The organism is Chitinophaga sp. CC14 (assembly GCF_048957795.1).
GTDB classification, from domain to species: Bacteria; Bacteroidota; Bacteroidia; order Chitinophagales; family Chitinophagaceae; genus Chitinophaga; species Chitinophaga ginsengisegetis.
In genome coordinates, this window is the sequence record NZ_JARBFY010000001.1 from 1496335 (window position 1) to 1520270 (window position 23936).

The 23936-nt window shown below is 48.4% G+C and carries 17 protein-coding genes; 10 read left to right on the forward strand and 7 right to left on the reverse strand.

Translation table 11 applies throughout. The annotated features are described in order from the left end of the window. Nucleotides 1–161 precede the first annotated feature (161 nt). The 10 genes from PV783_RS06320 to scpB all read left to right on the forward strand — a co-directional run bounded on the left by PV783_RS06320 (nt 162) and on the right by scpB (nt 16623). Nucleotides 162–3170, forward strand: a complete 3009-nt coding sequence (locus tag PV783_RS06320; RefSeq protein ID WP_420987437.1) for a SusC/RagA family TonB-linked outer membrane protein — start codon at nt 162–164, stop codon at nt 3168–3170. Nucleotides 3171–3210: 40 nt separating this feature from the next. Beyond that, the gene (locus PV783_RS06325; protein WP_363431342.1) at nt 3211–4824 is read left to right on the forward strand and encodes a RagB/SusD family nutrient uptake outer membrane protein; all 1614 of its coding nucleotides are present in this window, start codon (nt 3211–3213) and stop codon (nt 4822–4824) included. A 131-nt stretch (nt 4825–4955) separates the two neighbouring features. After that, nucleotides 4956–5543 (forward strand): RNA polymerase sigma factor, encoded by a 588-nt coding sequence (locus tag PV783_RS06330; RefSeq protein ID WP_079469568.1) that lies wholly within the window; start codon nt 4956–4958, stop codon nt 5541–5543. Nucleotides 5544–5645: 102 nt separating this feature from the next. Next, entirely contained in the window at nt 5646–6809 is a 1164-nt protein-coding gene (locus PV783_RS06335; RefSeq protein ID WP_420987438.1) for a FecR family protein, read from the forward strand. A 276-nt stretch (nt 6810–7085) separates the two neighbouring features. After that, a complete protein-coding gene (locus PV783_RS06340; RefSeq protein WP_420987439.1) occupies nt 7086–10637 on the forward strand; it encodes a SusC/RagA family TonB-linked outer membrane protein in 3552 nt (1183 codons plus the stop codon). A gap of 10 nt (nt 10638–10647) precedes the next feature. Next, entirely contained in the window at nt 10648–11997 is a 1350-nt protein-coding gene (locus PV783_RS06345) for a RagB/SusD family nutrient uptake outer membrane protein (RefSeq protein WP_363431332.1), read from the forward strand. Nucleotides 11998–12006: 9 nt separating this feature from the next. Next, the gene (locus PV783_RS06350; RefSeq protein WP_420987440.1) at nt 12007–13515 is read left to right on the forward strand and encodes a TlpA family protein disulfide reductase; all 1509 of its coding nucleotides are present in this window, start codon (nt 12007–12009) and stop codon (nt 13513–13515) included. A gap of 119 nt (nt 13516–13634) precedes the next feature. Then, complete coding sequence (locus PV783_RS06355; RefSeq protein WP_079469564.1) at nt 13635–14216, forward strand: DJ-1/PfpI family protein; 582 nt, start codon at nt 13635–13637, stop codon at nt 14214–14216. Between the two features lie 168 nt (nt 14217–14384). After that, complete coding sequence (atpG, locus tag PV783_RS06360; RefSeq protein WP_079469563.1) at nt 14385–15269, forward strand: ATP synthase F1 subunit gamma; 885 nt, start codon at nt 14385–14387, stop codon at nt 15267–15269. 109 nt (nt 15270–15378) lie between these two features. After that, a complete protein-coding gene (gene scpB, locus PV783_RS06365; RefSeq protein ID WP_420987441.1) occupies nt 15379–16623 on the forward strand; it encodes an SMC-Scp complex subunit ScpB in 1245 nt (414 codons plus the stop codon). A gap of 91 nt (nt 16624–16714) precedes the next feature. Here scpB and PV783_RS06370 read toward each other — a convergent pair whose 3' ends face one another. The 7 genes from PV783_RS06370 to pheT all read right to left on the reverse strand — a co-directional run bounded on the left by PV783_RS06370 (nt 16715) and on the right by pheT (nt 23896). Further along, nucleotides 16715–17536, reverse strand: coding sequence for a purine-nucleoside phosphorylase (locus tag PV783_RS06370; protein ID WP_079469561.1), 822 nt, complete (start codon nt 17534–17536; stop codon nt 16715–16717). A 23-nt stretch (nt 17537–17559) separates the two neighbouring features. Then, nucleotides 17560–18348: an SDR family oxidoreductase gene (locus PV783_RS06375; RefSeq protein WP_420987443.1), complete on the reverse strand. Its 789-nt coding sequence runs from the start codon at nt 18346–18348 to the stop codon at nt 17560–17562. A 16-nt stretch (nt 18349–18364) separates the two neighbouring features. Next, on the reverse strand, nt 18365–18973 hold the full coding sequence (locus PV783_RS06380) for a 3-keto-disaccharide hydrolase (RefSeq protein WP_079469559.1): 609 nt from the start codon (nt 18971–18973) through the stop codon (nt 18365–18367). A gap of 128 nt (nt 18974–19101) precedes the next feature. Further along, on the reverse strand, nt 19102–20667 hold the full coding sequence (gene rny / locus PV783_RS06385; protein ID WP_079469558.1) for a ribonuclease Y: 1566 nt from the start codon (nt 20665–20667) through the stop codon (nt 19102–19104). A 171-nt stretch (nt 20668–20838) separates the two neighbouring features. Continuing rightward, nucleotides 20839–21132, reverse strand: a complete 294-nt coding sequence (locus tag PV783_RS06390; RefSeq protein ID WP_079469557.1) for a cell division protein ZapA — start codon at nt 21130–21132, stop codon at nt 20839–20841. 16 nt (nt 21133–21148) lie between these two features. Continuing rightward, entirely contained in the window at nt 21149–21457 is a 309-nt protein-coding gene (locus tag PV783_RS06395) for a hypothetical protein (protein WP_079469556.1), read from the reverse strand. A 9-nt stretch (nt 21458–21466) separates the two neighbouring features. Next, nucleotides 21467–23896 (reverse strand): phenylalanine--tRNA ligase subunit beta, encoded by a 2430-nt coding sequence (gene pheT / locus PV783_RS06400; protein ID WP_420987445.1) that lies wholly within the window; start codon nt 23894–23896, stop codon nt 21467–21469. Between the last annotated feature and the right edge of the window lie 40 nt (nt 23897–23936).

Genomic DNA, 23936 nt, shown 5'->3' on the forward strand with positions numbered 1-23936 from the left:
CTGACCAATATGGGGTTTGGCAGAATTAGAAATAAAAATATTCATGCAAACGATTGCAGCAATGTAAAAATATCTTATTTTGTTTCCAGAAAGTATCCACGTAGCAACAGCCAAAATCAAAAAGCAATACTCTTTATCTACAATCATTATTAAACTACGTTATGAAAAAAGTTTTTTCACGTCTTATCTGTATGATAGCATGTTTGCTATTTTACCAACTCACCCAGGCACAAGGCAACCCAATTACCGTAGAAGGTAATATCCTCGATGCTCAGAAGCAACCACTGGTAGGCGTAACAGTTTCTATCAAAGGGAAAAATGCAGGCACCCAGTCGGATGCCAAGGGACATTTCCGGCTCAAAGTTACAGACGCCGCCAACGCTGTACTCGTATTTACCTACATCGGATTTAACACTTATGAAGAAGCCGTAAAGGGTCGTGCAATCGTTTCCGTAGTTTTAACGGAAGACCGCAAAAAACTGGAAGAAATTGTGGTGGTAGGATACGGTCAACAGAAGAAAAAAGATGTAACCGGCTCCATTTCCTCCGTAGGCACCAAAGCCATCCAGGACGTGCCGGTTACCAACCCGCAACAGGCCCTGCAGGGCCGCGCTCCCGGCGTGGAAGTACTCAATAACAGTAGTAAACCCGGAGATGAACCCACCGTACGTATCCGCGGTAGCCGCTCCCTCAGGGCCGGTAACGACCCCCTCTATGTAGTAGACGGGATCCCTTACGCCGGTACCCTCAGCGATATCGGTACGGGAGTAATACAATCGATGGATATTTTGAAGGATGCTTCTGCAACAGCCATCTATGGCTCCAGGGGCGCCAATGGCGTAGTACTCATCACTACCCAGAAAGGCAAGGAAGGAAAACCCGTGGTTTCCTACAGCGGTTCCTATGGCTATGTACAACAACTCGGCGAATCCGACATGATGGATGCTAACCGCTTCATTGAAATGCGCCGGGAAGCTAACCGCACCATCGGCAAATACGATGATGCCAACCCCGACGCCTCCGACAAGAAAATATTTAACACCGTTGAATACGCCAATATCAAGAAAGGTACAAACGTTGACTGGCAGGATCTGATGATTTCCCCGGGATACCAAACCAATCATGGTCTCAGCGTAGCCGGCGGTACGGAAAGAACAAAATACACCGTAGGACTGGGCTACTTTAAAGACCAGGGCGTGCTGAAACTGCAAAGCTATGAACGCTACAATTTCAATGTGGGCATCGACCAGATGATCGGCGACCGCGTTCGCGTAGGAGCCACCCTGTTAGGCGCCTACAGTGAACGTAACGGCGAAACCTACAACGGGATAGACAATGCCCTGAAAATGCTGCCCATCGCCGCTCCCTACGACGACAACGGAAAGCTGATCACCTATCCCACCGGCGATAGCCAGCAACCAAATCCGTTACTGGATTATGTGCCCGGCAACCGTGTGGAATTGATGAAACGCTTCCGCATCTTCACCAGCCTGTTTGCAGAAGTGGAAATCATAGATGGTCTGAAATACCGCCTCAACGTGGGCCCGGATGTTCAGAATTACAACTATGGCCTTTTCCAGGGTAAAAACAATACCAACCTGCTGATTGGCGGTGGTGATGCTACGGCTTCCAAAGGAAATGCCGCTACCATGGCGTATACCATTGAAAACATAGTGACCTACAACAAAGAGATCAAAAAACATAATATCGGCTTTACCGGCTTATACAGCGTTCAACGTCAGAACGTGGATATTTCCACTACCAACGTAAGAGGTATCCCGGTAGAAACACAGCAATATTATAACCTGGGCCAGTCGCTCAATGTAACCGGCGTAACCAGCAGTCTGAGTTCCTGGACCATCCTTTCCTATATGGGCCGTTTGAATTATGGATACGACGACCGCTATCTCCTGACTCTTACCCTCCGCGCTGATGGATCTTCCCGTTTCGCACCCGGTAAAAAATGGGGTTATTTCCCTTCCATTGCAGGTGCGTGGAACATAGTAAACGAAAAATGGCTGAAAGGACAACAAGTGCTGGATAACCTGAAACTGCGCGCCAGCTTTGGCCGCATCGGTAACACCGGTATTAATCCATATGCTACGCAGGGTAACCTGAGCAGGATTCCTTATTCCTTCGGTAATAAAGGCGTACTGGGCTTTGTACCGCTCGATCTGCGTAATCCCAACCTCACCTGGGAATCTACCACATCCACTGATATCGGTCTTGATTTCGGATTCCTGAATGGCCGTATCACCGGTGTGGTGGAATGGTACAACCAACGTACTACCGACCTGCTCATGCCGCAAACGCTCCCGTTCAGCAATGGCTTTAATGAAGTGTTGATGAACCTCGGTACTTCCCAGAACCGCGGCTTTGAATTTGGAATTGGCGCCACTATCATCGATAACCCTAATGGGTTTAGCTGGAAAATGGATGCCAACATGTTCCTCAACCGGTCCAAAATTCTCTCTCTCGGCGATGGCAGAACTGCCGATGTTGGAAATGCCTGGTTTGTAGGTCAGCCTACCTATGTATACTATGATTTTAAGAAGATCGGTGTATGGCAGGAAAAGGATGCCCAGCTGGCAAAACTTTACAATCTGAAGCCAGGAGAAATCAGGCTGGAAGATGTAAATAACGATACCCTTATCGATGCTAAAAACGACCGTCAGATCCTGGGTTCCCCACAGCCTAAATGGTCCGCAGGTACTACCCAGCGCTTCTCCTATAAAGGGTTTGAATTATCTATCGTAGCCTTTGCACGTATGGGAAGCATGATTAAAAGTGATTTCTACCAGAACTATAACACGCTGTTTGGCCGTTATAATAACCTGAATATAGACTACAACACGCCGGCCAATCCTACCAACGATTTCCCGCGGCCCAATGCCAACCAGGAACGCCCCAGCAACTACCAGTCGCTTAGCTACTTTGATGGCTCGTTCTTTAAGATCAGGAACGTAACGCTCAGCTACGCCTTCTCGGATGCACTGGTAAAACGTATGCACATGCAGGACCTCCGGGTAAACGTAGGCGTGAAAAATCCAATGATCCTGGCGCCTTACCGCCAAACCTGGAAGGGAGTTGATCCTGAAGACGTAAATGTGATAGGCATTGATGCACCAGCCACCTGGATGCTGCAGTTCGGAGTGAATGCCAAATTTTAAATCAACGGGTCCTGATTAAACATCTTTAAAAGAAAACGTTATGAAATATATAGTTCCTCTCATCATGCTGCTGGCCGTTGGTTCCACCTCCTGCAATAAAATGCTGGATGAAGAGATTGTCACCAACGTAACAGACGACTTTTACAATACCAAATCCGGTTTTCAAACAGCCGTTAACGGCTCTTACGTGTCTATGCGTAACTTCTACAGTACAGAACGCGGTATGACGCTCACTGAAACCGGTACCGATATTATCACCAACGGTTCCGACGGTAACTTCAAATTCACAAGTCAGTATACTTCACAGCTGGATTCCCGCTACGATCATGTAAGGGAAGTGTGGAACAGTTTCTATCAAACCATCAACACCTGTAACGTGGCGATAGACCGGGCCGACAAGATCCCCGACCTCGACGAAGCCGTAAAGAAAAAAGGGGTGGCCGAAGCAAAGTTTTGCCGGGCGCATTATCATTTTGTACTCATGCAGATGTTTGGCGCCGTACCCTTACGCCTGCACGAAAATGCTGAAATTGTAAGAGAAGCGCACCGCGACGCAGTATCCGCTATCTATGATGCGGTGATCAACGACCTGCTCGCAGCAGAAGCAGAACTACCCGCTACACAGGCAGAATGGGGCCGCGCTACCAAACCGGCCGCAGAACACCTGCTCGCAAGGGTGTACCTGACCCGCGCCTCCTCTCCGCAGGCAAAGGCCGGCGACTATGCCAATGCCGCCAAATATGCCGACATGGTGATTAAAAACTACGGGTTCAAATTACTCGCTGATGTAGGACAGGTATGGGCACAGGGAAAAGAAAATAATGATGAAACCATCTGGGCAGCGCAGTATACTACTGATCCGCTTTATGGCTACCCTGATAACAACGCCTGCCGCTTTTTCCTGATGCAGTATGATGTGCTGAAAGGTATGAAGCGCGATCTGCCCAACGGTACGCCCTGGAAGCGTTTCAGACCTACAAAGTTCCTGATCGATACGCTGTATAAAGACAGGGTACACGACGTGCGTTACGAGAAATTCTACACTACCCTGTGGAAAACCAATGCGCCGGTGGACAACCTGAAAATGGGCGATACCGCGGTATTCCTGCCTGGCTATGATGTATCCGACGCCGTGATTGCCAGCAAACCTTACATGCTGGTACCACCAAGATTGTACACAGAAAAACTGTATCCTTCCCTGAATAAATTTGCCGATGCCCTTCGTCCGGATAACCAGGCTTCCGGCGTAAGACCCTTTATAGCCATGCGTCTTGCAGAAGCTTACCTGATAGAAGCAGAAGCCCTGATGATGGATGGCAAAAAACAGGAAGCCGCCGACCTCGTAAATGTGATCCGCTGGAGATCTGCCCGCATTGGCGCTAGCCCTGCTGAAACACAGGCTAACCGCGATGCAATGACCGTAACCGCTGCCGACATGACCATCGATTTTATCCTGGATGAAAGAGGCCGTGAACTGGTGGGCGAACAATTGCGCTGGTTTGATCTTACCCGCACGCATAAACTGGTAGAAAGGGTGAAGCTGCATAACGATGAGGCCCGTAACAATATAAAACCCACACATGTGCTGCGGCCTATTCCGCAGGATCAGATCGACAGAACGGTTAATGAGTTCCCGCAGAATCCGGGCTACTAGTTCATCTTTCTTTCTCAAAAAAAAATATCAAAAGGGGCTGACCAATGTAAAAATTGGTCAGTCCCTTTTGACTTTTTTGCTACTTTTAGCGGGAAATCAACCAATTACTTCGGAGGTAGCATTTTTTCAGCATGTCCTACAATTCAGATAACGAGCGGGAACTGCTCCGGCAAGTAGCTGCCGGGGACGAATATGCGTACCGGGTATTATTTGACCGGTATTCGGACCGGATGTACATGAATGCGCTGCATTTTACCAAATCAGCAGAACTGGCGCAGGACCTCACGCAGGAGATCTTTATCCGGATATGGATGAACCGGCAAAAGCTGGCGGAGGTAGACCGTTTTGATGCCTGGTTGTTTACCGTAGCCAGGAACGTAATCCGCAATGAGCTAAAGAAAAAGATACTGCCGGTAGAAAACAGCGAGTTTCTGAACGCTTATTTCAGGGATAATAATTTAACGCCGCAGGAACGGGTAGAATATAAGGAGCTGGAAACGGCTGTTCATCAGGCCATCGAAAATTTACCGCCACAAATGCAAACCGTATTCCTGCTAAGCCGGCAGGAAGGACTAACGCATGAAGAAATTGCCCGTCGCATGAATATTTCCGTTGTTTCTTCCAAAACTTACATGGTTCGCTGTCTGCTGGCTATTCGCAAACATCTCGGCAAAAATGCCGGTAAACTGGGAATCGTGATCTTTTTCCTCTACAAATAAAAAATATTTTCTTCCGGACGTCTTACCCCTGCTTATTTGATTGTCTTTACCTGGAATCACCTTCGGGCTGCAGGTACTATTACATTTTAACAACGCATAACTATGTTGCCATCCGAATTTCAACACCTTGTACAAAAATTCCTGGACGATAGCATTACCGGAGAGGAATTGCAGCGCTTCCGGCAGTGGGTGCTGGAAGAAAGAGCCGTGGATGTGCAGGAAGCCGCAATAGAAGCGGTGCTGCAAAAAAGCAACTACCCCGGCGAAATGCCGGCAGATAAACAGGCGGTTTTTACTTATATATTGGAAGAAGCGAACCGCCGGACAGCCACACCTTCCCGTGTGAAAATGGTGCGCATGCGGCGCTGGTGGGCTGCCGCGGCTGTTTTATTATTGCTGGGCACGGGGCTTTATTTCCTGACCCGTCAGAAAGCGCCGGTGAAAATAGCAGCACGCCCCGGCAACATCATCCGGCCAGGCAGGGAAGGCGCCATACTTACCCTCGCAGATGGTTCGCAGGTGGTGTTGGACAGCCTGAAAAACGGGGTGATCACCCAACAGGGAAACACGGATGTAAAGCTCCGGAACGGACAGCTGTTGTACAACAGTCGTGATGGTGCCGCATCGCCGTCGCTTGCCTACAATACAGTGGCTACGCCGCGGGGCCGGCAGTTCCAGGTGATACTGCCCGATGGTACCACCGTTTGGCTCAATGCCGCATCCTCTATCCGCTACCCGGTTACTTTTCCGGAAGGGGAAAGGAATGTGGTGATTACGGGAGAAGCCTACTTTGAAGTAGCCGCCGATGCCCGCAAACCGTTTACCGTGAAAACAGACAAGGGTACTGCCATCGAAGTATTAGGTACCAGCTTTAACGTAAACGCCTATACGGATGAATCGGCATTACGGGCTACCCTGTTGCAGGGAAAAATCCTGGTAAAAGCCGCTACCGGTAACAAGGTATTGTTGCCAGGCCAACAGGCGGTGGTAGCCCAATCCATTACAGTAGATGCACATGCGAATACCAGTCAGGCCATCGCCTGGAAAAACGGCATCTTCAATTTCCAGCAAGCCCCGCTGGAAGTGGTGATGCGGCAAATTGCCCGTTGGTACGATGTGGAAGTAGTGTATGAAAAAAATATCCCGGCCATTACTTTCGGCGGGGAAATGGGAAGGGATCTTGAATTGAAGGACGTACTGGAATTCCTGCAGGAATCAGGCGTGCATTTTAAATTATCAGGAAGAAAGCTGACAGTGATGCCATAATTTTTTATCAACCAGGTCATATGCCACAAAAAAACCGGAAGCGGTTCGAAGCACTTCCGGTGAAAGATTGGCTTAACTGAGAAAACAAGTCCCGCAAGACTGCTTATTCATCAACTAAACCATTGCAAAGCTATGCAATTAAATGCTCTTTGTAACCGGTCCGGGAAAGGTATGCAATGCCCGCATGCCCCCGGAACCCCAGCTATGTACAGCTGCCGGTTGTCAACTAAAATCGAAGGATCACGACACCGAACGATGATCCCAATACTGAAAGTCATGAAATTAACCATGCTTCTTCTCATCGCTGCGTTTCTGCATGTAACTGCGGGCAGCTTTGCGCAACAGATCACCTTTTCCGGAAAAAATGTACCGCTTGAAAAAGCGTTTTCCGTGATCAGGGAGCAAACCGGGTACCTGGTGGTGTATAATGCCGACCTGTTGAAAAATGCCAGGAAGGTTACAGTAGATGCGCGCAACATGCAGCTGGAAGCATTCCTGGAGCTTGCGTTCCGGGAACAGCCGCTGAAATATGTGATCCGGAACAATACGATCCTTGTAACAGGAAAACCCCGGCCGCAGCAGTCGCCGAATCCCGGCCAGGCCGGTTTCGCGGCTGCCCAGCTGGCCCTTTTAAAAGGAACCGTGGTCAATGAAAAGGGAGAGCCCTTACCTGGTGTGACCATCCTGCTGAAAGGCAGCACCCGCGGCACTGTTACCGATGATGGAGGTGCTTTCCTCCTCAGCGGTGAGGTAGAAGACGGGGCAACACTGATTGTAAAAATGATAGGTTATATCCAGCAGGAAATTGCGGTGAATGGCCGCAGCGATATCCGTATTGCCCTTCAGGCAGATGTACGGAACCTGGAAAATGTAACCATTTCCACGGGGTACAAAAAGATCCCCAAATATCAGCTGACCGGCGCCGCTTCTGTAGTAACACAAAAGGAATACGATCAGCGTGTAGCCGTTACCGGTAATTTCCTGGAAAGCCTGGAGGGAAAGGTACCTGGTTTGGTGTATAACAGTCAGTCCGGGGAATTATCTATCCGTGGTGTTTCCACCTTTGACGCCGTAAAAAAGCCGTTGATAGTGGTGGATGGTTTTCCTACAGAAATTGATCTTAACACCATCAACCCCATCGATATCGTTTCTATTTCCGTATTGCGGGATGCCGCTGCTGCGGCCATTTACGGCGTGCGTGCCTCCAATGGGGTGATTGTGGTAGAAACCAGGCGTGGAAAATCCGGTAAGGCAAAATTCAGTTTGCGTGCCACTACTGCGTTGCAGCAGTCGCCCGACTTTGGCTACCTGAAGTTTGCCGGTGCAAAGGAATTTGTATCGTTACAGGAAGCACAGTTCAGACGTGCCAATCCCAATGAAATTAGCTATACCGCTTATGACCGGCCTATGCCTCCTGCCTATGCCATTCTCTTCGATGAGCAGCAAAAACGCATTACCGCGGAGGTAGCACGGCAAAGACTGGATTCGCTGGGTAGCTACGATAATACGCAGGAATACGAAAACCTCTATTTCCGTACACGCCAGGCTACCAACCTTAACCTGGATGTAAGCGGAGGAAACGAAAAAAGCACTTACCTGCTGGGCGTGAATTACATTGCGGAGCAACCGGTGAATGTGGGATCGAAGAACAACCAGCTGATCCTGAATTTTGCCAATACCTACCAGTTTTCCAACCGCCTGAAAATGGACTTCCGCGGTGTGTATTCACATGCTGAATCTGAAAAAGGTACCACTGCTCCCATAAATGATTTTTATCCCTATGAAAAACTGGCGGATGCCAACGGTAATCCGCTGGCGGTAGCCCAGGGAGTTAACAGGGACTACCTGAACTATGGGGTTAACCGTCAACGGAACGACCGGCTCATTGCACTAGGGTTGTACGACCAGCTTTATTATCCGTACCGTGAACTCACTGCCAATACGACTAAGATCAACACCAATGCGTTTCGCGTGCAGGCCCGCCTGGAAGGAAAAATCACCGACTGGATGTCGGCCGAAGTAGGTGGCAATTATGAACGGCAGCAAGGAATCCAGGACAACTTCCTGGATGAACAATCCTATACAGTGCGCAGGCTGCTGAACCTTAAAGCCTCCAAAGATCCCAATGGAAGACCTTTGTTTGTTGACATTCCGCAGGGCAACATTCTCCGGAGAACGGATCAGAAAGCGGTAAACTACACCCTGCGTGCGCAACTGAATTTTGATAAACGTTCCGCGAACAGCAGGCATGAAATGTCGGGTATCCTGGGTGCTGAACAGCGAAAAACCACTAACGACAGCTATCTTAACAGTTACTTCGGGTATGATGGGCAATCGCTGATCAGCAGGCCCGTTAACCTGCAACGTGCGAGCCTTTATACCAACCCTGCGTTTCCGGATGTATCCCAGTTCGGCAGCGGCCTTTCTATAAGGGATTATGTTAATGAAACCAGTGCCGACCGGCGTTTTCTTTCCTATTATGCACAGGGCACCTATATCTACAACAGTAAATATATTGTTACCGGCAGTTACCGTATCGACCAGTCCAACCTGTTTGGTGTGGATCCCAAATATAAGTACCGTCCGTTATGGTCGGCTGGTGCCGCCTGGCGGTTGCATATGGAAGATTTCCTGAAAGACAACACCTGGATCAGTGAGCTGAAACTGAATGCTACTACTGGTTTTAATGGAAATGTGCCGGTGAGTAACAACGGTCCTTTCCTGATCCTGGCATCGCAGCTGAACAATGTATTTGAGATATCCCAGCCATCTTTTTATGTGATGACACCGGAAAACCAATCGTTGCGCTGGGAAACAACACGCACTTACAACCTGCGCCTGGACTATGGATTCTTTAACAACCGCCTGTTTGGTTCCGTGGATTATTACTATAAAAGAACAGGAGATGTGTTCGGACAATATGATGCTGATCCAACCAGCGGTTTTAACCAGTACAATGCGAATACGGCTACTATCCGCAATAGCGGTATAGACCTGCTGATTTCCACCGTGAATGTACAAAACCGCCGGTTCGAGTGGCGTACCAGTCTTACCGCATCGTTGAACAATAACAAAGTACTGGCCGTAAAAGCCACTGAATACGATAACTCAGAGTATATCACCAGCAGCCGCATTAACCGGCAGGGGTATCCAATGGATGCGTTATTCAGCTATAATTATGGGGGACTAACGGATATGGGTAAACCTTTTGTGTATGACAGGAAGGGGGGCCGGCATATCCTGGACTTTTACGGCAATGCAGTGGAGGATGTAGCATTTGAAGACCTGGTCTACAACGGCACCACTACGCCCAAATATGTACTGGGCCTTAATAACCAGTTCTCCGTAGGCGCCTTTGACCTGTCGTTTCTCTTCATGTATTACGGTGGTCATGTGATGCGGGTGGAACAACCCAATCCGGTGAACATCACTACTTACAGTACATCCCTGTTGGAAGGCTCCTCCAATTACTGGAAAAAAGCCGGTGATGAGCTTTATACCAATATCCCCGGGCTAACACCCGGCAGGGCACAGGATCCGTTCTATTTCCCTTCGTATGCCCGTTACGGTTACCAGTATGCATCACAGTTTGTGCGCCGGGCGGATTATATCCGCCTGCGCGACCTGATCATTACCTATAACCCGAAGTTTGATTTTCTAAAACGGATGGGACTTAGCCAAACACAGATCCGGTTACAGGGACAGAACCTGTTCTATTATACTTTCAGCGGAAATGATATTGATCCGGAAGCGATAGACCGGACCAGTGGCGTACGTCAATTGCCGCAACGGCCACTTTACAGCATTTCCCTTTTTACTAACTTCTAATCATTCATCTATGAGATCAATCAATATTGTCTTTGTCCTTTTGCTTGCCACAGCTGGTTTCTCCGGCTGTGACAAGTTCCTGGAAGTAAAGCCAAAGGGGATCGTGATTCCGGAGAAACTGAGCGATTACCAGCTGATGCTGAATTCCAGGCCAATGACCCTTACTTTCCCGGCTGCATTGTTGTATTGTACCGACGATTATTATGAGGAATTTGATGACCTGAGCACTGTACCTGCAGCCAATGCTTATTACTGGCGTCCTGGTATTGACCAGAATGAAAAAGAAAGTCCGGCTGCGTGGGGCGATTTGTATAACACGATTTACAATACCAATGTGATCATCAATAATGTGATGGCTACCACAGATGGCACACCAGCCGCCCGTGCTTCCACACTGGCTGAAGCGCTGGTGATCCGCGCCGATTGTTACTTCATGTTGCTAACGCTGTTTGCAAAAGCCTATAATCCGGCAACGGCTGCCAACGACCCGGGTTTACCGCTGGTAAGAAGCACGAATGTAACTGATAAAACACCGCCACGGTCTTCCGTACAAACAACATTGGACACTATCATCACCAATGTTACGGATGCCATAGCATCGCTGCCGCTCACAAATCTCAACAAGTACCGGCCTACCAAATATGCTGCGTATAGTTTGCTAGCAAGGATCTACCTCTACATGCAGGATTATGACAACACAAAGAAGTATACCGACCTGGCATTAACCGCGCCGCATAGCATGATCAATTATAATGATTACGAAGACCCTTACTCATTTCCGCCTACGGACCTGAGCCCGGAAGTACTCTGGCAACGTGGCTCTCCGGATTATACCATCCCTTCTATGATGGGTATGCAGCATGCACTGAGTAATTTATACGAAGCCGGTGATCTCCGTAAATTGTTGCTCACCTATGCGCTTGACGACTTTCCGGATGACTATTACTTTTCCGGTTCAAACGGCTATGCCAATTTCGGTACTACGTTCCAGGAAATGTACCTGACAAAAGCGGAAGTACTGGCACGTGCCAATCAAACCGAAGCCGCTATGAACGTGATAAATGAGTTGCGGAAATACCGGTTCAAGCCAGATGCCTATACACCCATAACTGCCACCGGCAAAGAAGATGCGTTGAAGAAAGTGCTGGAGGAACGCAGAAGGGAACTGGCCTTCCGCGGGCAACGCTGGATGGACATGAAACGCCTCGACCGCGAAGGACGCATGCCATTGGTAGAGCGCAGGGTGAACAGCACCGGCGCCTTAAAAGGTACGCTGGAACCAGGCAGCAAAAAGTATGTTTTCCAGATCCCTGCCCGCGTACAGCAATTTAATCCAGACATGCAATTAAATGACCGTTAAACATCTTATATGAAAAATATTATTCTTGCACTGATACCCTGCACACTGCTGTTTACAACCGCTGCTGCGCAGAAACAGACTACTACTCTTTCCGGGAAATTGAGTGGCAGCGACATCACTACGCCGCTGCACCTGAAAAACATGACCGGCGCCGATCTGCTGATCCCCATAAATGGAGACGGCACCTTTGATACCAAAGTAACCTTACCTGCAAAGGGATTTTATTCCCTGACCGGCGTTGGGCAGGTGTACCTGGAGCCGGGCTACCAGCTTCAGATTGCGCTGGGGCCGGATAGTACTTACCGCTTCAGCGGCAAGGGGAGCTTTGAAAACAATGCCACTGCAGACGCACATAAAGCATTGTCCCAATATGTAGCCACTGATCCGGAGCAGATGCTTGGACAGGAAGCATTATATACCCCTGTTCCGGTATTTATCGGTAAGATGGATGCTTTTGTAAAAGATGGACAGCACTTGTTTGACCAATCGCCCAGCGCATTTTTCCGGGAGATGGCCGGCAAGGACCTGGCGTACTACAGCAAATATGTGCTGGCCCACTACAGCTTGTATTACGGAACAGACCTGGAGAAACAGGCGGCTTTTTATAAACTGATGGAAACCGGCGACAGGAAAGATACCGCCTTCCAGCGGCGCATGCAGGAAGCCGGCCGTGCTATGCGGGTGAAAAGGCTTGACAGCACAGAACGTGCGCAGCTGGATAAACTAACGGTGAGCGACTGGGATAAGAATGACGCTGCATTGTTTCAACAATCCGCCTGGTACAGGCAGGTGCTGGATCAGTACCTGTCTACCATCCAGTACTCAAAGTACAGGCATTTGTTTGAAGCATCGATAGAAGATAATAATATACGGACCATGATGGGACTGTATATTTCAAAAGGGGAAATCAAAGACTCTTTTATGCTGCAATACTACACGTATACCGGTACCCGGAATGCCCTGAAAATGCTGAAGGATAAACCGGTGCGCGATAGTTTGTATAAAAGTTATATCGCAGGCACAAAGCATCCCGCTTACCTGAAAGAAATCCGGGAAATATACAGTAACGCCAATACTTACAGCGATAACACCCCTGCGCCCGATTTTTCTTATGAAGATGTGAGCGGCAAAAAAGTTTCCCTGAAAGATTTACGCGGGAAATATGTTTATATAGATGTGTGGGCTACCTGGTGCGGTCCCTGCAAAATGGAGATCCCGCATCTGTCGAAGATAGAAGCGCTGTATGAACACAAAAAGATCCGGTTTGTGAGCCTGTCGGTAGACAAAACCGCAGACAAACAGAAGTGGAAGGATTTTGTGCAGAAAGGAAACCTGAAAGGCATACAGTTATTGGCAGATAAAGATTTTCAATCCGATTTCGTTCAGAAATTCAATATCAATGCTATTCCGCGGTTTATACTGATTGGGCCCGATGGTAAAATTGTGAGTGCAGATGCGTTGCGGCCTTCTAATCCTGAGCTGAAAGCGCTGTTGGATAAATTACTGACCGAAGGGTAAAAACAGGCCAGGCAAAAAATGCAGCAGGAGATCATACACATGATCTCCTGCTGCATTTTTGCTAAAAGCTAAATGCGTATCTTCATTAGCCTTTTTTAACGCAATAAAACTTTCATTCTATGGCACAGAAAAAGATATTATTACTGACAGGAGATTACGCAGAGGATTATGAAACAATGGTTCCGTTCCAGATGCTGCAGATGATTGGTCATGATGTACATGCGGTTTGTCCGGATAAAGCGGCGGGCGATAAAATCAAAACGGCCATCCATGATTTTGAAGGTGACCAGACTTACAGTGAAAAACCGGGTCATGGGTTTGTGTTGAATGCCACTTTTAACGATGTAGCCGGTGCTGATTATGATGCGCTGGTAATAGCCGGCGGCCGTGCCCCGGAATACCTGCGGCTGAACAAAAATGTACTGGAGCTGGTGAGGCACTTTTTCCTGGAAGATAAACCGGTAGCAGCTGTTTGTCATGGTATCCAGATCCTGACGGCTGCCGATGTGGTACGGGGAAAGAAACTGACGGCTTACCCGGCAGTAGCGCCCGAAGTAACTGCTTCCGGCGGCACTTATGTATCTGTAAATGTTTATGAAGCCGTGGTAGATGGCAAGCTGGTAACTGCACCCGCATGGCCGGCTCATCCGCAATGGATCGCAGCGTTTCTGCAGGTACTGGGAACCAGTATCACCCTGTAATTCACAGGCATGTATAAATAGTTGATTACCAGTGAGAGAAAGAAAGTTTAAATAATCTTTCCACGGATTTTCAAATTAAACGGCCATTGCTTACCTTTGCAGCCAAATTCAGGAGGCTATCCCTGCATTGGTCATTGATAATTCGTAATTCGTAATTGATTTTTATATATGTCCGGACAGCTTAAAGAAGTTCGTAACCGAATCAAATCTATTCAATCTGGTCAGCAGATCACCAAAGCCATGAAAATGGTAAGTGCTGCTAAATTAAGACGTGCACAGGATGCCATCATGCTGATGCGTCCGTATGCCGTAAAGCTCCAGGAAATGTTGCAGAATATTGTTTCCAACAGCGAAGGCAATATCGACACACCACTGGCAGCACAGCGTCAGGTTGAAAAAGTACTGATTGTGGTCATTACTTCCGACAGGGGTTTGTGCGGCGCTTTCAACTCCAACCTGATCAAAACAGCTAAACGCGTGATCCGCGAGAAGTATGCTGAACAGTTTGAACAAGGCCAGGTAGAAATCTTGCCTATTGGTAAAAAAGGATATGATCACTTTGTACAGAACGGTTACAAAGTAAATGATAAGTTCTGGCAACTTTTTGGCAGTCTTACCTTTGATCATGTGAAAGAAGCGGCTGCAGTAGCCCTGCAGGGTTTTACCGATGGTACTTACGATGCCGTTGAAATCGTTTACAGCGAATTCAAAAATGCTGCTACACAGATCTTTGTAGCAGAGCAGTTCCTGCCAATCGCAAAAGTAGAAAATAAGGAAAAGAGCGGTCTGAAAGCAGACTTCATCTTTGAACCTGAAAAAGATACCCTGATTGCTGAACTGATGCCTAAGATCCTGAACACCCAGTTCTTCAAAGCCATCCTGGATTCCCACGCTTCTGAGCATGGCGCCCGTATGACGGCAATGGATAAGGCTACAGAAAACGCCAGCGAATTGCTCCGTTCCCTGAAGATCTCTTACAACCGTGCCCGTCAGGCTGCTATTACCACTGAGCTGACAGAAATCGTGAGCGGTGCGGCTGCATTGGCGAACTAAGGGTTTATTAACACTAAGTCAACAACTGAATTAATATTTTCAGATTAGGGTCAAAGACTGTATTTTCGGTCTTTGACCTTTTTTGTAAATCCACATCTCCTGTTAACGTATGGAAATATCACAGATCATCCCGCACGTGGAAGCATTAATTTTCGCCGCCGACCGGCCGTTACCTTTGCTGGAAATAGTGGATCTGCTTAATAATGCACTGGCTTTTCTGGAAGACCGTACCAACCTGGATCAGGTGGAAGCCGCTATGGAAGCCATCCGGGAGAAGTACAGCTCTGAATTTTATGCTTTTGAAGTACGTAGCAGCGGGGGAGGCTACCAGTTCCTCACCAAAAAAGAATATTACCAGACAGTGGCCCAGCTCAACGGGGATAAATTCCTGAAGCGCCTGTCCACCGCCGCCCTGGAAACCCTGGCCATCATCGCCTACCGGCAGCCGATTTCCAAAGGCGAAATTGAATATATCCGCGGCGTGAGCACCGATTATTCTATCCAGAAACTCCTGGAAAAAGAACTGATCGTGATTACCGGCCGTAGTGAGGACCAGCCCGGCAAACCACTGCTGTACGCTGTTTCCCGTTCCTTTATGGATTATTTCGGCATCAGCTCCGTAGCCGATCTGCCAAAGCTCAAAGAATTATTTGATGAGGAAATGGTGCAACCCACCCTCATCACCGACGATACAGCCACCCTCGGCCGGGGGGAACATAACACCCATACCGCCGAAGCTGAAACCGCTCATTCCCTGATGGTGTCAGAAGATGGCGAACTGCTGGACCCCGACCATCAGCTGGATCACCTGGCTGCAACCACCCCGGACGCTGAAGAAGAACCACCTGCCTCTGAAGATGAAGAAGTAGAACCCGATGATGAAATTGTTCGCTTTGATGATATTATTGAAGAAGTGAACGAAGAACTCGGCGGCGGAGAAGAAAGTGAAAGCGACACCAGCACCGCAGAAGAGGATGAAGAGGAAGAGGACGAAGATCCTTACGCAGTAAAAGATACCGCTTCCCGTATCCCTGACGAAGAAAACGAAGATCCCGATGGTATCGTGGAAGATGTCATCTCCGGAGAAGAAGAAAAAGAAGAAGATACGGAAGACGTGAAGGAGGAAGAAGATACAGAAGAAGATGAGGACGATGGTGATAAAGACCCGGATGATATGATGGAAGATGCCATTTTAGGAGAAAAGTTGCTGGTAGTTAGCGGGCCTGGTGTGGAAGATGAGGATGAGGAAGAAGAGGACGATGAAGAAGATGATGACGACGATGATTATGACGACGATGAAGAAGAAGAAGATGATGATGATGATGAAAATGACGACAATTCCGGAAAAAAATAAAGAAACAGCGGCTCATCGAAGCCGCTGTTTTATTTAAAGAAACTCAAAGTAATCAGCATAACCAGGTTAATCCCGGGTAAAACAACCTCCGCTACAATCCGGCAATCACCTGTGCAAAGAGCCCGCTCAGCAATTTATCCGCCTTACCGGCTACCGCAATAATTTCTTCAATAGAAACCGCGTGCAGGTTATCAGGATCGCATTCATCCGTTACTACGGATACGGCTGCGCAAGGCAGTTGCAGCTGATTGGCCACAATTACTTCCGGCACGGTACTCATGCCAACCAGGTCGGCGCCTATCATGCGGAGGAAGCGGTATTCCGCCCTTGTTTCCAGGTTGGGGCCCATAACGGATACGTATACACCTTTTTTTAATGAAGTACCCAGTGAAGCGGCAGCCATCTCTAATTTAGCGCCCAGCTCCGGGTTATACGGGCAGCTCATATCCGGGAAGCGTGGGCCGTATGCCGGCGAGTTGAGGCCGCGCAGCGGGTTTTCCGGCTGCATATTAATATGATCATCCAGTAAAATCAGGTCGCCTTTCTTAAAACCAGGATTCATGCCACCGGCGGCATTGCTAAGCAGCAGCTGCTGAATGCCCAGCGCTTTCATTACCCTTACCGGGAAAGTGATTTGCTGCATCGTGTAGCCTTCATAGTAATGAAAGCGGCCCTGCATGGCTATCACCGGCGTATTGCCGATATGCCCGAGGATCAGGTGGCCTTTATGTGATTCTACAGTAGATTCCGGGAAATGAGGAATTTGCTGGTAGGGAATGGAATGGGCTATTTTAATATGATTTACCAGTTCCCCGAGACCCGTGCCCAATACTACGCCCACACGCGGCTGTTCGAAGGAAAAGGATTGCAGATAGGTAGTAGCCGCAGCTATTTGTTGCAGTAACAGGTCCATACGTTTGTTGAATTTGCTGCAAATTAATTCCCTTTGCGCGCAATCACATAAAACAGGGGCGGAAAATATCTTTTAATCCATAGCAGGATCTTTTCTTCCCGTGCGATCAGCACTATTTTTTTTCGTTTATGCATGGCCTTTAGGATCTGCCGCGCGCAGCGGTCAACGGGTATGCCGTTTGCCTGTCCGGGGTCCATTTTTCCGTAAGGCTCGCCGTTGCCGGTGATGGCAGAATAGGTAATAGGCGTGTGTATGCGGCCCGGGCAAACAATGGTGGTATATAACCGGGGAATGGGTTGTTCGGTTTGCAGGGTTTCAAAATACCCTTGCAGCGCGTGTTTGGCGGCGTTATACCCGGAGCGCCAGGGATAGCCCATGAGGCCGGCCATGCTGCTGATCACAATGACCTGGCCGCTGCCCTGTTCTTTAAAATGAGGTAGCAGGGCTTTGGTAAGCATTACCGCGCCAAAGAAATTCACTTCCATCAGCTGGCGGATGGCTGCCACGGAAGTATCTATCAGTTTGGACCGTTGGGTAACGCCGGCATTATTCACCAGCACATCTATCTTTCCAAAAAACTCAAGCGCGCGCTGGGCGCCTTCATTTACCTGGGTTTCATTGGTTACGTCCATCAGCAATATTTCGCAATGGGGCGTATGCAGCAGGCATTGGTTGCGTACTGCTTCCAGGGCGGGCTGGTTCCGTGCTGCGAGGATCAGCCGGGCTTTTTCTTTTGCCAGCAAAAGCGCCAGCTCCTGGCCTATCCCTGAGCTGGCGCCTGTAATTAATATTACTTTATCCGTAAAGTGCATTCAACGGGTGTATTTACTACTTTAAAGGTACCACTTTGATGTTTTTCCATCTTACCTTGATGCCGCCACCGGAGTGGATCTGGAGGGCTATCTGACCATTGGCCGCGCCAATCTTATCATCTTTCAGGGTAATCATTTCATGACCATTGAGCCAGGTGGTTACATTGTCGCCCTGCACCTTTACTTTCATGGTATTCCATTCGCCCATTTTCAGGAACTTTTCTTTCTCTTTGTCGGGCTGAATGAGCCATCCACGTCCGTACGATTCGTAGATACCGCCGGTATGCATATCAGGCGGCGCTACTTCTGCCTGCCAGCCGGTGATTTTAGTGCCTTCCAGTGAGGAGTGGAAAAATACGCCGCTGTTGCCATTGGCTTCCTGTTTGAATTGTACGGTCAGCTCAAAATCCTTGTATTGGCCGTCGGTAGCCAGGTAGCCATATTCTTTATCCGGACCGCTTTCGCAGATCAGCTCCCCGTTTTCCACGTACCATTTCTCTGTACCATGTATTTTCCAGCCATCGAGATTTTTGCCGTTGAACAGAGATTGTGCCTTCTGCGCGTATGCGCCGGAACCCAATAACAGGGCGGTTCCCAGTAAACAATTGAAAAAGGTTTTTTTCATAACACTGCTAAGATTTAGTGATTTTCAGGTGAATGAAGATCAGTCATTGATCTATAAAAAAAAAGTCCCCCGGTAAAACCGGAGGACTCCAATATAAGGTCAAATTCCTGAATTATTAAATCAGAAAACTATCTTGCTATATTCACTGCTCTTTTCTCACGAATTACAGTTACTTTAATCTGGCCGGGATACTGCATTTCTGTTTGTATCTTATTGGCGATTTCGAAAGATAAGCGGTCTGCATCTCCATCGGAAACTTTATCACTTTCTACGATGATACGCAATTCCCTACCTGCCTGGATAGCATAGGCTTTTTCCACACCATCGTGGGCGAGCGCCAGGTTTTCCAGGTCCTTGATACGTTGCAGGTAGCTCTGCATGATTTCGCGGCGTGCGCCTGGGCGGGCGCCACTGATCGCATCACATGCCTGAACGATGGGGGAAATTACATATTGCATTTCCATTTCATCGTGGTGGGCGCCGATGGCGTTTACCACTGCGGCGTGTTCGCCATATTTTTCAGCGAGCTTGGCGCCGAGAAGGGCGTGGCTCAGTTCAGTTTCTTCATCAGGTACTTTACCGATATCGTGCAGTAAGCCGGCACGTTTGGCCAGTTTAGGGTTCAGGCCCAGTTCAGCTGCCATTACCGCGCAAAGGTTAGCGGTTTCTTTGGAGTGCATGAGCAGGTTCTGACCGTAGGAAGAGCGGAAACGCATCTTACCTACCAGGCGCACCAGTTCTTTATGCAGGCCGTGGATACCCAGTTCTATTACGGTTCTTTCACCGATATCCATTACCTGTTCTTCCAGTTGTTTCTTGGTTTTTTCCACCACTTCCTCGATACGTGCAGGGTGGATACGTCCGTCCTGAACAAGGCGTTGCAGGGATAAACGGGCAATTTCACGACGTAACGGGTCGAAGGAAGATAATACGATGGCTTCAGGGGTATCGTCTACAATCAGGTCCACACCGGTAGCCGCTTCAATAGCGCGGATGTTACGACCTTCACGGCCAATGATCTGGCCTTTGATTTCATCGCTTTCCAGGGTAAATACGGTGATGGTATTTTCAATGGTTTGCTCTGCAGCAGTACGTTGAATGGACTGGATAATGATTTTCTTTGCTTCCTTGTTCGCTTTTAATTTAGCGTCTTCAATAATTTCCTGGATATGAGAGAGGGCCTGTGAGCGGGCTTCTTCTTTTAAACTCTCTACCAGCTGGTGTTTCGCTTCATCTGCTGTTAAGCCGGCCACTTTTTCGAGGCGGCGGATATGCTCTTCCTGGTGTTTTTCCAGTTCGGTACGTTTGATGGTTACCAGTTCCATCTGACGGTTCAGGGTTTCCTTGATCGCGTCATTTTCATTTAACTGCTTCTGGATTTGCTCGTTTTTCTGGTTTAATGCCTGTTCCTTCTGTTTGATGCGGTTTTCCGATTCTCCCAGTTTCTGGTTGCGCTGCAATACGTCTTTTTCGTATTCGCTTTTTAGTTGCAGGTATTTTTCTTTGGCTTCCAGCAGTCTGTCTTTCTTGAGATTTTCCGCACTGATCTGTGCATCTGCAATGATTTTTTTAGCCTGTAGTTCAGCTTCGTCTATCTTATGCTGCGTATTTTTGGCAAAAATCACCTTACCTAGCACAATCCCAATGATCAATGCCACTACTGCAGCTATTGTCGTGATAAGTGTAACATCCATATGAATTATTTATACTTGATTTATGTAGTATCCTCATACCCATATCGCTGCTAAAACACGACAGGGGCGAGAACTGACCCGCGAAAATACAAAAAAATAGCAGTTAAAGCGTCTTTGATACGTGATAATTAGCCAATTAGCTAATTCATTGTTAAGCAATGGGTAACGTGATCAACCCAATGCCTGGTTGATAATTTCTTCCAGCTTTTCCAGCTTCTCCTGCAAAAAAGGCGCAGTGCTAGCCTGGGCTTTACCGCCGCTGGTAACAGGATGTGTGGCGTACATGATAAGGGCCATAGCAATATAGTCCTGCAGGTCTTTTCCTGCATAGGAAGTTTTAAAATCGACGATCTTCTCATTCACTTCTTTCATAATACGACGTACTTCCGCTTCTTCTTCCGGTTTGATCTTGATCCGGTAAGAGCGGTCGGCTACGATAATATTAACAGGAATGAGTTGCTCCATGATGTATGATTTTAGTTCAGCTGTTCAGCAAAGCAATACAACGGTCAATTTCTTTAATGTAATCATTGATCTTGCCGCGGATCTCTTTTTTAAACGCTTCGTCTTCTGCTGCTATGGTGGTGCCGCCCTGGGCGGTGGATGCAATTTTCATCAGTTGCAGTCTTTCCTCCAGTCCCTGTACCGCCTGTTGCTGCTGTTGCAGCTCCCGTTGCTGTATGCTCACTTCTTCTTTCAGCAATGCATTCTCAGCCTGCACCTGCTGGAGCTTTTTTACCAGCAGGTGCAATTTCTCTTCTACACGTTGAATGTATTGCTCCAGAACCATTTCAATTACTTATTTTCTTATCTCCGCCTGTAACTGCGTTTCAAACGTTTTGATAAGTTTGTCCATTACACTGTCAATTTCTTTATCTGTCAATGTTTTCTGAGCGTCCAGGAAGGTAAAGCTCACGGCGTAAGACTTCTTATTAGCGCCCAGTTTTTCACTCTCAAATACATCGAACAGATTTACCTGTTGTAACAGGCCGGATTTCACGCTGCGTGCTGCTGTTTCCACGGCGGCAAACTTAACCTGTTTGTCCAGCACCAGTGCCAGATCCCTTCTAACTGCCTGGAATTTCGGTATTTCCTTGTAAAAGTTATCACTTTTTTGCAAGAGTCCCAGTATTTTATCCCAGTTGAAGCTGGCAAACCATACGGCCTGGCGGATATCAAACTGCTTCAGTTTAGCTGTGGGTACGCCTCCCAGTGTGGCCACCACCTGGTTTTTCACCTTGATATCCCAGGATGGCTGGAGGCCAGGTTCGGTGCTTTCCGCCCAGGTGAACTGCTTGTAACCCAGTTGCTGCAGGATATTGATCACAAAACCCTTCAGGAAGTAAAAGTCAACCGGACTGGATTTGTGCATCCAGGTTTCCGGCGTTTTTTTACCGGTAAGATATAATACCAGGTGATTGTTTTCGCCATAGCCCTTTTCCAGTACCTGGTAGGTTTTACCAAATTCGAAGAACAGGAGGTCTTCGTTTTTGCGGTTCAGGTTATGGGCAATGCTTTCCAGGCCGGTTTCCAGCATGGATGGGCGCATGATGTCCAGTTCCACGGTAAGACTGTTCATCATTTTCACCGCATGTTCCAGCACTTCGGGCGTATAGTATTTACTGTTAGTGATAGAATTGGTGAATATTTCGTTGAACCCGTTGCCGGCGAGATAATCCGCAATTTTCTCTTTCACCCTTTCCCCGTCCGGTTGGGAGGAGAGAGCGGGTGAGATCGCTATTTTGGAAGGTATTTCTATGTTATCGAGGCCGTCTATGCGCATTACTTCCTCCACCAGGTCGGCCGGCAGGCTGATATCCGGTTTGCTGAAGGGCACGGCTACATGCAGTCCCTCGGCGGTTTCGGACAGGATGTCGAAGCCCAGGCTGCGCAGGATGTTTTTGATCTTATCGTCGGGGTAGTTGCCGCCGCTGAGTTTACGGATATAGCTATACGTAGTTTCCACCTGTGTTTTTACTTTTACAGATGGGTATACGTCGATGATCTCAGATGCTGCTTTCCCGCCGCTGAGTGTACAGATGAGGTCTGCCGCCCGTTGCAGGGCGAATACCACGTTGGAGATATCCACACCTTTTTCAAAACGGGTGGCCGCATCGGTACGTAAACCATGACGGAAGGAGGTGGTACGGATGCCACCGGCGCTGAAAAAGGCGCTTTCGAGGAAAATGTTGTGGGTGGTATCGGTAACGCCGGAGTGCAATCCGCCGAAAACGCCCGCTATGCACATGCCTTCGCCGGCGCCGTTGCAGATCATCAGGTCGGTCGCATCCAGTTTTCTTTCTTTCTCATCCAAAGTAACAAAAGGAGTGCCCTGCGGGAGGTTTTTCACCACGATGGCATTGCCTTTTACCGCTGCAGCATCAAAAGCGTGCAGGGGTTGACCGGTTTCATGCAGGATGAAATTGGTGATATCCACAATGTTATTAATGGGACGAACGCCAATGGCGGTGAGCCTGGCTTTCAGCCATTCGGGGGATGGCGCCACCTGTACGCCGGTAATGGAAATACCGCTGTACCGGGGGCACGCATCTGTATTTTCGATGGTAACGCTGATGGCTAAAGGAGTATCTGCTTTGGGCAGGGCCTTTATTTCAGGCAGCTGTACCTGGTATTTATGCGTATGTTCAAGGTTATTGAGGAAAGCGCAAACATCTTTAGCCACGCCGATATGGCTCATGGCGTCCATGCGGTTGGGCGTAAGGCCAATTTCAAAGATGAAGTCCTGAGCGGGTTTAAATACTTCGCTGGCGGGAGTGCCCGGCTGCAGGGAGGCGTCCAGTACGAGGATGCCGTTGTGACTGCTGCCCAGCCCGATCTCATCTTCTGCACAAATCATTCCCTGGCTTTCTTCTCCGCGGATCTTTGCTTTTTTCATGGTCAGCGGTTCGCCACCCAGCGGGTAAATGGTGGTACCAACAGGGGCCACTACTACTTTTTGTCCTGCTGCCACGTTGGGAGCGCCGCAAACGATGTGCAGGGGCTCGCCGTTGCCGGTGTTAACGGTGGTGAGTGTCAGCTTGTCTGCATTGGGGTGTTTTTCTGCCGTCAGTACTTCTCCGATCACTAATCCAGCCAGACTTCCCTTTACTGCTTCAAATTTCTCCAGGCTTTCTACCTCCAGGCCTATTCTGGTTAAAATGGTAGATAGTTCCTCCGGTGTAGGCTTCACCGGTAAATAATCACATAGCCAGTTGTATGAAATCGTCATTTATCTGCTCGGTTTATATAAGTGGCGTAAAGTTAACAAC

Coding starts and splice junctions, on each gene's coding strand:
- PV783_RS06320 (WP_420987437.1), top strand. CDS start 162: ATGAAAAAAGTTTTTTCACGTCTTATCTGTATGATAGCATGTTTGCTA.
- PV783_RS06325 (WP_363431342.1), top strand. CDS start 3,211: ATGAAATATATAGTTCCTCTCATCATGCTGCTGGCCGTTGGTTCCACC.
- scpB (WP_420987441.1), top strand. CDS start 15,379: ATGGAAATATCACAGATCATCCCGCACGTGGAAGCATTAATTTTCGCC.
- PV783_RS06380 (WP_079469559.1), bottom strand. CDS start 18,973: ATGAAAAAAACCTTTTTCAATTGTTTACTGGGAACCGCCCTGTTATTG.
- PV783_RS06390 (WP_079469557.1), bottom strand. CDS start 21,132: ATGGAGCAACTCATTCCTGTTAATATTATCGTAGCCGACCGCTCTTAC.
- PV783_RS06375 (WP_420987443.1), bottom strand. CDS start 18,348: ATGCACTTTACGGATAAAGTAATATTAATTACAGGCGCCAGCTCAGGG.
- PV783_RS06395 (WP_079469556.1), bottom strand. CDS start 21,457: ATGGTTCTGGAGCAATACATTCAACGTGTAGAAGAGAAATTGCACCTG.
- PV783_RS06335 (WP_420987438.1), top strand. CDS start 5,646: ATGTTGCCATCCGAATTTCAACACCTTGTACAAAAATTCCTGGACGAT.
- pheT (WP_420987445.1), bottom strand. CDS start 23,896: ATGACGATTTCATACAACTGGCTATGTGATTATTTACCGGTGAAGCCT.
- PV783_RS06340 (WP_420987439.1), top strand. CDS start 7,086: ATGAAATTAACCATGCTTCTTCTCATCGCTGCGTTTCTGCATGTAACT.
- PV783_RS06350 (WP_420987440.1), top strand. CDS start 12,007: ATGAAAAATATTATTCTTGCACTGATACCCTGCACACTGCTGTTTACA.
- PV783_RS06370 (WP_079469561.1), bottom strand. CDS start 17,536: ATGGACCTGTTACTGCAACAAATAGCTGCGGCTACTACCTATCTGCAA.
- PV783_RS06345 (WP_363431332.1), top strand. CDS start 10,648: ATGAGATCAATCAATATTGTCTTTGTCCTTTTGCTTGCCACAGCTGGT.
- PV783_RS06330 (WP_079469568.1), top strand. CDS start 4,956: ATGTCCTACAATTCAGATAACGAGCGGGAACTGCTCCGGCAAGTAGCT.
- atpG (WP_079469563.1), top strand. CDS start 14,385: ATGTCCGGACAGCTTAAAGAAGTTCGTAACCGAATCAAATCTATTCAA.
- PV783_RS06355 (WP_079469564.1), top strand. CDS start 13,635: ATGGCACAGAAAAAGATATTATTACTGACAGGAGATTACGCAGAGGAT.
- rny (WP_079469558.1), bottom strand. CDS start 20,667: ATGGATGTTACACTTATCACGACAATAGCTGCAGTAGTGGCATTGATC.